6 protein-coding genes and 1 pseudogene are annotated in these 7,019 nt (G+C 67.8%); 3 read left to right on the top strand and 4 right to left on the bottom strand.

Annotated elements, in window-relative coordinates; genetic code table 11:
• Positions 1 to 133 precede the first annotated feature (133 nt).
• Entirely contained in the window at positions 134 to 898 is a 765-nt protein-coding gene (locus tag VB737_RS13530; RefSeq protein ID WP_500313707.1) for a MinD/ParA family ATP-binding protein, read from the bottom strand.
• A 122-nt stretch (positions 899 to 1,020) separates the two neighbouring features.
• Between VB737_RS13530 and VB737_RS13525 the strand changes: the two genes are divergently transcribed.
• On the top strand, positions 1,021 to 2,508 hold the full coding sequence (locus tag VB737_RS13525) for a HAMP domain-containing protein (RefSeq protein ID WP_500313706.1): 1,488 nt from the start codon (positions 1,021 to 1,023) through the stop codon (positions 2,506 to 2,508).
• Here VB737_RS13525 and VB737_RS13520 read toward each other — a convergent pair.
• Genes VB737_RS13520 through pds form a run of 3 tightly spaced genes read right to left on the bottom strand, consistent with a single transcriptional unit; the run spans position 2,399 to position 6,329 of the window.
• Entirely contained in the window at positions 2,399 to 3,985 is a 1,587-nt protein-coding gene (locus tag VB737_RS13520; RefSeq protein ID WP_500313704.1) for a TolC family protein, read from the bottom strand. The two genes, VB737_RS13525 and VB737_RS13520, sit on opposite strands and share 110 nt — an antisense overlap.
• Positions 3,982 to 4,911 (bottom strand): phytoene synthase, encoded by a 930-nt coding sequence (locus tag VB737_RS13515; RefSeq protein ID WP_500313702.1) that lies wholly within the window; start codon positions 4,909 to 4,911, stop codon positions 3,982 to 3,984. The genes VB737_RS13520 and VB737_RS13515 overlap by 4 nt, the downstream gene beginning before the upstream one ends.
• Positions 4,908 to 6,329, bottom strand: a complete 1,422-nt coding sequence (pds, locus tag VB737_RS13510) for a 15-cis-phytoene desaturase (RefSeq protein WP_500313700.1) — start codon at positions 6,327 to 6,329, stop codon at positions 4,908 to 4,910. Before pds ends, VB737_RS13515 begins: the two co-directional genes overlap by 4 nt.
• A gap of 163 nt (positions 6,330 to 6,492) precedes the next feature.
• On the opposite strand from pds, the gene VB737_RS13505 reads away from it, so the two are divergent.
• Together VB737_RS13505 and VB737_RS13500 are read left to right on the top strand one after the other, a co-directional pair.
• Positions 6,493 to 6,840 (top strand): NAD(P)H-quinone oxidoreductase subunit M, encoded by a 348-nt coding sequence (locus tag VB737_RS13505; RefSeq protein ID WP_500313708.1) that lies wholly within the window; start codon positions 6,493 to 6,495, stop codon positions 6,838 to 6,840.
• Positions 6,837 to 7,019, top strand: a pseudogene (locus VB737_RS13500) (DUF3172 domain-containing protein); the annotation flags it as partial. The gene VB737_RS13505 and the pseudogene VB737_RS13500, both read left to right, overlap by 4 nt.

Here is a 7,019-nt window from a genome sequence, read left to right as displayed (position 1 = left end):
CCGCAGGCCCGTCGTCAGCAGGCGCCGCAGCGCGGCGGGTTCGAGCGCCAGCAACCGGGCCATGGTGAGGGGACCATCCGGCAGGGGCAGGGGCGCCGGGCCGTCGGCGCTGCGGCCCGGGCCGGAGTCGGGCTCAGAGGACCGCATCGGCAAGGTCGGCGGCGAGCTGGGTCACTCCGGTGCTCCAGGGGTGGGAGGGCACATCCACCAGGGCCAGGCTGCCACTGGCGATGGTGAGCAGGTCCTCGCTGAGGGGCAGGATCGCCCCGACAGGAATGCCGTAGCTCTGGGCCACCCGGGCGCGCACCTGCTCGGCATCGAAATGGGCGGGCAGCTTGTTCACCACCAGGCGGGCCTCGGGCACCATGAGCCTCTGGGCCACTTCGATCGCCACAGCCGTGCCGAGGTAATCCTGCTGGTCGGGACGCATCACCATCACCAGACAATCGGAGATGGCGGTGGAGAGCAGGGTCTCCTCGTTGATCCCGGGGTGGGTATCCACGATCAGCAGATCCAGGCGCTGGCTCTGGCCGAGGCTGAACAGGGCATCGTTGAGCCGCTCGACCTCATAGCCTTCGCGCAGCAGCCGGGCGATCCGGTCACCCTCCATGGCGGCAGGCACCAGAAAGATGCGCCCCTTGCCGCCCGCCATCGAGGCGGGAGTCACATCATGGGAGCACTTTTCGATCGGAATGGATCCCTGAAGATGATCATTGAGCGTATGGGATTGCGGCCCTGCCGTGAACCCGAACAGCACATGGATTCCTGGTGAAGCAAGATCGGTGTCGAAGACGCCGACCCTGAGTCCGCGGGCTGCGAATGCGGCCGCCAGATTCGCCGAGAGGTTGGATTTTCCCGTTCCACCACGGAAGGAATGGACGGAAAGGATCCTGGTCATGAAGCGATCCAACCTGGAGACGTGGGAAAATCATAGGCATGGTGCTGCAGGCCCTTTTGAAGAATCGCCCCCGTCTCCAGGGACGATCGCCAACGATGTCGGACAGGGGGCAAGGTCGGCCGATGCGGCTGTCCGTGCGGCTGATGCTCCTGGGGATCAGTGGCCCGCTCGTGAGCCTGGCGATCTTCCTGGCGCTGGCCACCATCGGCTCGATTCGCCTGGCCCAGAAAGCCAGGATCGAGATCAGCACCATGTTCGACCACGACAACCTCTCCTCCCTGGCGGTCACCACTTCGATCATCCAGAAGTCGGCCGCAGAGTTCAGCCGGGACATCCAGCAGGATTCCCAGGAGCTGGCCGGAAGCCTGGCGCCCCTGCGGGTGGATGCGAAGGGACGACTGTCCTGGAGAGGCGCACCCCTGTCCGTGGACCAGGCACCGGCGCTGCTCAACGAACGGCTGCGGCTCCCCCTGGCGATGCCCCATGAGCGGGCGTCGCTCTATGTGCGGGAACGCCCTGGTGTCTGGCGTCGCCTGACGGGCATCACCAGCCGGGGTAAGGCCCTGAGGCCCGGCACCCTGGCCCGCCCATCCACGGTGGCGGACTTCGAGAACCTCTTCAAGGGCGCTCCGGCCACGGAGGTCGGTCGCAACACCCTGATCCAGCTGGACGGGGAATGGCGGATGGCCCGGCTGACACTGCTTTCGGGCGGGAAGCCGGGTGATGGCCATCTGGCCCTGATGGTGGATGTCAGCACCCAGGCCGCCTCCCAGCTGCTGGCCGCCGGCTCCAGCCTCTTCCCGATCGACACCCACCAGGCGGCCTTCTTCGGCATCAGCCCCACCGGGACCCTGTACTGCAGCTACCAGACCCCGGACACCCAGGCCTGCATCGACCTGGCCATGGCGATGCGGGAGAACGGCGGGATTCCCGAACCCCGCGCCCTTGGCCAGAGCCGGACCTTCGAGCGCAAGGCCCTGGTGCGTCCTCCGGGCACCGACACCCCGGTGCTTCAGCACCTTTACATCGCCACCTTCCCGGAGTGGAACTGGCTGGCGGTCGTCTCCGTGGAGGAGGAGGCCCTGGCGGATGCCCTGGTGCCGATGCAGGAGGCCAAGGACCAGATGGTCCGCCGGCTGGTGATCCTCACCCTGATCCTGATCAGCGCCAGTGGGGTCGCCGCCTGGCTGATCGCCCGCGGCATCCGGCGCGAGCTGCGGGAGCTGGCGGCCGCCGCCGATGCCATCGCCGACGGCAAGGACCATCAGGCCCTGACCTACCCGGCGGACGACGCCATCGGCCGGCTAGTGCGGGCCTTCAACCGGATGTCGGGGGCCGTGGCGGACCGGGAGAACTCCCTGCGCGACCAGATCCGGCAGATGGAGATCAACATCAACGCCAGCGAGCTGCAGGGCCAGGTCTGCTCGATCCTCAACGATCCGGGCTTCGAGCAGCTCAGTGCCCGGGCCCGGGCCATGCGGCAGCGGCGGCTGGAGCAGATCAGCGCATCTGGGCCATCCGCGTCGGCAGACGCAGGGTCTGCAGGGGATTGCCCACCGCCTGGAGAAGGGCGGGATCGGGCTGCACCGGCAGGCCGCTCGAGCGGCTGAGCTGCACCAGGGTGTCGTTGTAGGTGGCCAGGTTCTCGATATAGGAGCTCACCGCCTGGCTGATCTCCTGCTGGGCCTGCACCACATCGGTGATCGTGCCGTAGCCGGCGTTGAAGCGCAGGGTCTGGAGGCGCAGCGCCCCGTTGGCCGCCTTGACCCGTTCGGCGCCGGCCATCACGATGCTGCGACCGGAGCGGGCCTGGGCCACCAGGGACTGGACGTCGCTGCGCACCTGCAGCAGGGTGGCGCTGTAGGTCTCGGCGGCGGCGGCGGCCTGGCGGCGGGCGGCGGCGGCGTTCATGCGGGCCTGACCGCCGTCGAAACCCGTGAAGGTCAGCTGCAACAGGGCGGATCCGTTCCATTCATCGGAGCGGGCATTGGGCACGAACGGAGGGCCCTGGTTGAGGTACCCCACCCCCTTGGTCCAATAGAGGGAGGTGATCAGCTGCAGGGTGGGGCGGTAGGTGGCCAGATAGATCCGGGCCTGGGCCTCGTTGGTCTGGACGGCGAGGAGCTGCTGCTCCAGCACCTTGCGGTAGGCGATGCTCGCCGTGATCGAGTCGTCGAGGGAATGGTCCCAGGCGCCGAGGGGCTCGAAGGGCGTGGCGGGCGTGAGGGCCTCGGGGCTGGGGGTGGCCAGCAGCTGGGCCAGGTTGGCCCGGGCCGTCTCCACCTGCTGTTCGGCGGCCAGCAGGGCCTGGCGATCGGCCAGCAGGACGGTCTGCTGCTTGAAGACCTCCAGCTTGGAGGCCACCCCCATCTGCACCCGGGTCTGGGCCAGGCGATAGAGAAGCTCATCGTTCTCAACGATCTCACGGCCGGTCTTGACGGCGGCAAGGGCCCGCTGCAGATCGATGAAGGCCGCCTGGGTCTTGAGGCGCTGGTCGCGGCGGGTGATCACATAGGTGTCGGCCGCCTGGCGGACCAGGTACTTGTTCTGCCAGATCGTGGCCGATCGGGTGGGATCGATCAGGTTCCAGGTGGTATCGATCTGGCCGATCGCCTGGAAATAACTGGCCTCGAACACCCTCTCACTGCTGAGACCGGAACCCGAGATGGGGAAGCCTGCGGAGGCACTGAAGGGGTAGTTGTAGAAGGTCTTGGAGCCGTAGGGCCCGCCGTTGAGGCTGAGGTTGAGGGTGGGCCACCAGCTGGCGTAGGCGGCGCCGAGGCTGTTCTGGGTGGCCACCAACGACTCATAGGCGGAGCGCACCACAGGATTGCGATCCACCGCCCAGGCCGCCGCCTGCTCCATCGTCAAGGCCGCCAGGAGCTCGGGGGGAAGGGGGGGCAGACGGTCGCCGGTGGGCATCGGACCGGGCCATCCCGCCCCCAGGCCCTCGACGGCCTTCACTTCGGGGGGGGTGAGCGTGGCGGGCAGGGACTGGGTCCGGGCCGGGTCCGGCAGCACCAGTCCGGCGGTGGCGGCGGAAGCGAGGCTGAGGCTGAGGGCCTGCCGGATGGGGCGCCACTTCATCGCGTCTGGGCGATCACATAGGAGAGGGGAAGATCCAGCAATTTGCCGACCCTGGGCACGAAGGCGCGGTGATTGAAGACGTCATAATCCAATCGCTCGATGACATCAAGGATCCCCCGATACAGCCGCAGCGATGCCCACACCGGCCAGCGGGCATCGGGAGCCAGCCAGCGCACCCCGGCCTCGGAGCGATTGAACCAATCCCGGGCCCGCTCCAGCTGGAACCGCATCAGCGCCTGCCAGTTCTCATTGAGACGCCCGGCCATCAGATCGGCTTCGGAGTAGCCGAAGCGGTCGAGATCCTCCTGGGGCAGGTAGATGCGGCCGCGACCGCGATCCTCACCCACATCCCGCAGGATGTTGGTCAGCTGGTTGGCGATGCCCAGGGCCACGGCCGCTTCAGAGGTGTCGGGCCGCTCGCTCCAGGGGGCGGAGGTGTAGGCCGCATCGACCCCCATCACCTCCTGGGTCATCAGACCCACGGTGCCGGCCACCCGGTAGCAGTAGAGCTGGAGATCGGAGAAGCTGGCGTAGCGGTCGCGCAGCACATCCATCCGCTGACCCTCGATCATGTCGAGGTAGGCCTGCAGGGGCTGGGGGAAGCGCTCGATCGTGTCCAGCATCACTCTGTCGAGAGCATCGATGGCATGGCCGGCGAACAGGGCGCGGGTACGCTCCTCCCAGGCATCCAGGCGCTCCAGCAGGACCTCGGCGGACAGCGTCTGGGCCTGGGCGCTGTCCATGAGTTCGTCGGTGCGGCGGCACCAGACGTAGATCGCCCAGATCGCCCGGCGCTTGGCCGGCGGCAGCAACATCGTGCCGAGATAAAAGGTCTTGGCCCACTGCGCCGTCTCCTGGCGGCAGGATTCGTAGGCCTCCTCCAGATCGGAGGCGTGCTCGAGGGGCAGCGGGGCCAGCACACTCACACCGTCGCCAGGCTCTGGGCGGGGGCCGGGCCCTGGCCGCGGCCGGAGAGGTGGGCGTCGACGGCGGCGGCACAGAGCTTGCCGCTCAGCACCGCCCCCTCCATCGAGGCCAGGTAGCGCTGCATGGTGAAGCAGCCCGCCAGGAAGAAATTGGGGATGGGGGAGTCCTGGGAGGGCCGCAGCTGCTGGCAGCCCGGCACGGTCTTGTAGACGGAGAGGGGGGTCTTGACGACCACAGACTTGCGCAGCACGGCCGGGGCGTCGCCGGTGAAGTGAACAGGGAAGAGGCGCTTGAGCTCCTCCATGGTGGCGGCGACGATCTCCGCATCGGGGCGACCGATCCAGTCGGCGGCCGGGGCGAACACCAGCTCGAGCATGGAGCGGTCGGGATCCTCGTACTCCCGGCAGGTGTTGCTCATGTCGGCATAGACGCTGAGCAGGTCGGAACGGCTGAACAGCAGGTGGTCGATGTCCGTCAGCTTGCGGTCGAACCAGAGATGGATGTTGATCACCGGCACCCCCCGCAGCCCCTCGAGCTTGCTGAAGTAAGGCAGCGGCTTCCAGGCCTCCGGCAGCAGCAGCTTGAGCGGATCGACGGGCATGGCGCTCACGTAGGCATCGGCCTGGATCTCGCGTTCGGGCCGCCCCTTGATGCCACCGATGCGAAAGCCCGTCACGGCCCCGTCCCCATCGATGCGGATCTCCCGGAGGGGCGACTCCAGGTGCACCTCACCCCCCCGGGCCTCGATGTAGTCCACCATCGGCTGGCAGAGGCGCTCCGGCGGGTTGCCATCCAGAAAGGCCATTTTGGAGCCGTCCGTCTCCTGGAGGAAGCGGTTGAGGGCGGTGAGGACCACCGTGCTGGAGATCTCTTCGGGGTTGATGAAGTTGAGCGCCTTGCTCATGGCGAGAAAAACTTCATCGTTGACGCGCTCGGGGATATTGTGAATCCGCAGCCATTCACTCCAGCTGTACTTGTCGCATTCCTCCACATAGGCCTGGCCGCGCAGCATGGCCGGCACCAGACCCAGGCCGAAGGCGATCTTCTCCGGCCAGGTCAGCATGTCGTTGTTGCCCAGGATCGCCGCCACCCCGTTCAGCGGCGCCGGCAGGTCCGGGAAATCAAAGCGGCTGTAGGTGCCCGGCACTTCCTTCTGGTTGAAGATCATCGAATGGGATTTCCACTGCAGGCGATCCTCGATGTCCAGCTCGGCGAAGAGTTGGCGCATGTTGCGATAGGCGCCAAAGAAGATGTGCAGGCCGGTTTCGTACCAGTCGCCATCGGCGTCCTGCCAGGCCGCCACCTTGCCGCCCAGCACATCTCTGGCTTCAAGCACGATCGGGGTGTGGCCGGCGTCGCAGAGATATTTGGCGCAGGACAGGCCGGCCAGACCGGCCCCGGCGATGACAACCCGCATGTCGTACCCGAGATCAGCAGCAACCTTATCGGGCCTCCCAGGGCAGGGGCGACCGGCGCCGGGGGGCCGCGGCGGCGGAATCGGCCGCCGACCTACCTAAAGTTGGAGGCGCACTCCACGGGTGCCACCCCTTCTTCCGATCCCCGCCCCCGAGGCCGAGCCCATGGTCGAGACGCTGCTCAAGTCCACCACCCGCCACATCCGGCTGTTCACGGCGCGGGTCGAGAACGACGACCTCATCCCGGACCCGGATCAGCTCACCCTCGACATCGATCCCGACAACGAGTTCCTCTGGGACGAGGCGGCCCTCGAGAAGGTCCGCGGCCAGTTTCGGGAGCTGGTGGCGGCCCAGGCCGGCCAGGAGCTGAGCGACTACAGCCTGCGCCGCATCGGCTCCGAGCTCGAGGGGCTGGTGCGTCAGATGCTCCAGGCCGGTGAACTCAGCTACAACCCCGAGGCCCGGGTGCTGAACTACTCGATGGGCCTGCCCCGCAGCCCGGAAACCCTGTGACCCGCTCCCGCAACAGCGCCGGCCGCTCCGAGCCGGGCGGCTACGCCCCCCGACCCGACCGCACCGCGCCCCGCTACGACCCCCGGTCCGACGCGCGCTCCGACCGCTACGACGACCGGGCTGATCGCTTCGCCACCGGCTACGGCCGCCGGGAGGATCCCCGCTACGGGCCCGAACGC

Source organism: Synechococcus sp. BA-120 BA3, assembly GCF_034931285.1.
Classification (GTDB): domain Bacteria; phylum Cyanobacteriota; class Cyanobacteriia; order PCC-6307; family Cyanobiaceae; genus Cyanobium.
The sequence above is the reverse complement of the archived record's forward strand: the minus strand, read 5'-3'. Positions and strand labels throughout refer to the sequence as shown.

Coding starts and splice junctions, on each gene's coding strand:
- pds (WP_500313700.1), bottom strand. CDS start 6,329: ATGCGGGTTGTCATCGCCGGGGCCGGTCTGGCCGGCCTGTCCTGCGCC.
- VB737_RS13505 (WP_500313708.1), top strand. CDS start 6,493: ATGGTCGAGACGCTGCTCAAGTCCACCACCCGCCACATCCGGCTGTTC.
- VB737_RS13525 (WP_500313706.1), top strand. CDS start 1,021: ATGCGGCTGTCCGTGCGGCTGATGCTCCTGGGGATCAGTGGCCCGCTC.
- VB737_RS13520 (WP_500313704.1), bottom strand. CDS start 3,985: ATGAAGTGGCGCCCCATCCGGCAGGCCCTCAGCCTCAGCCTCGCTTCC.
- VB737_RS13530 (WP_500313707.1), bottom strand. CDS start 898: ATGACCAGGATCCTTTCCGTCCATTCCTTCCGTGGTGGAACGGGAAAA.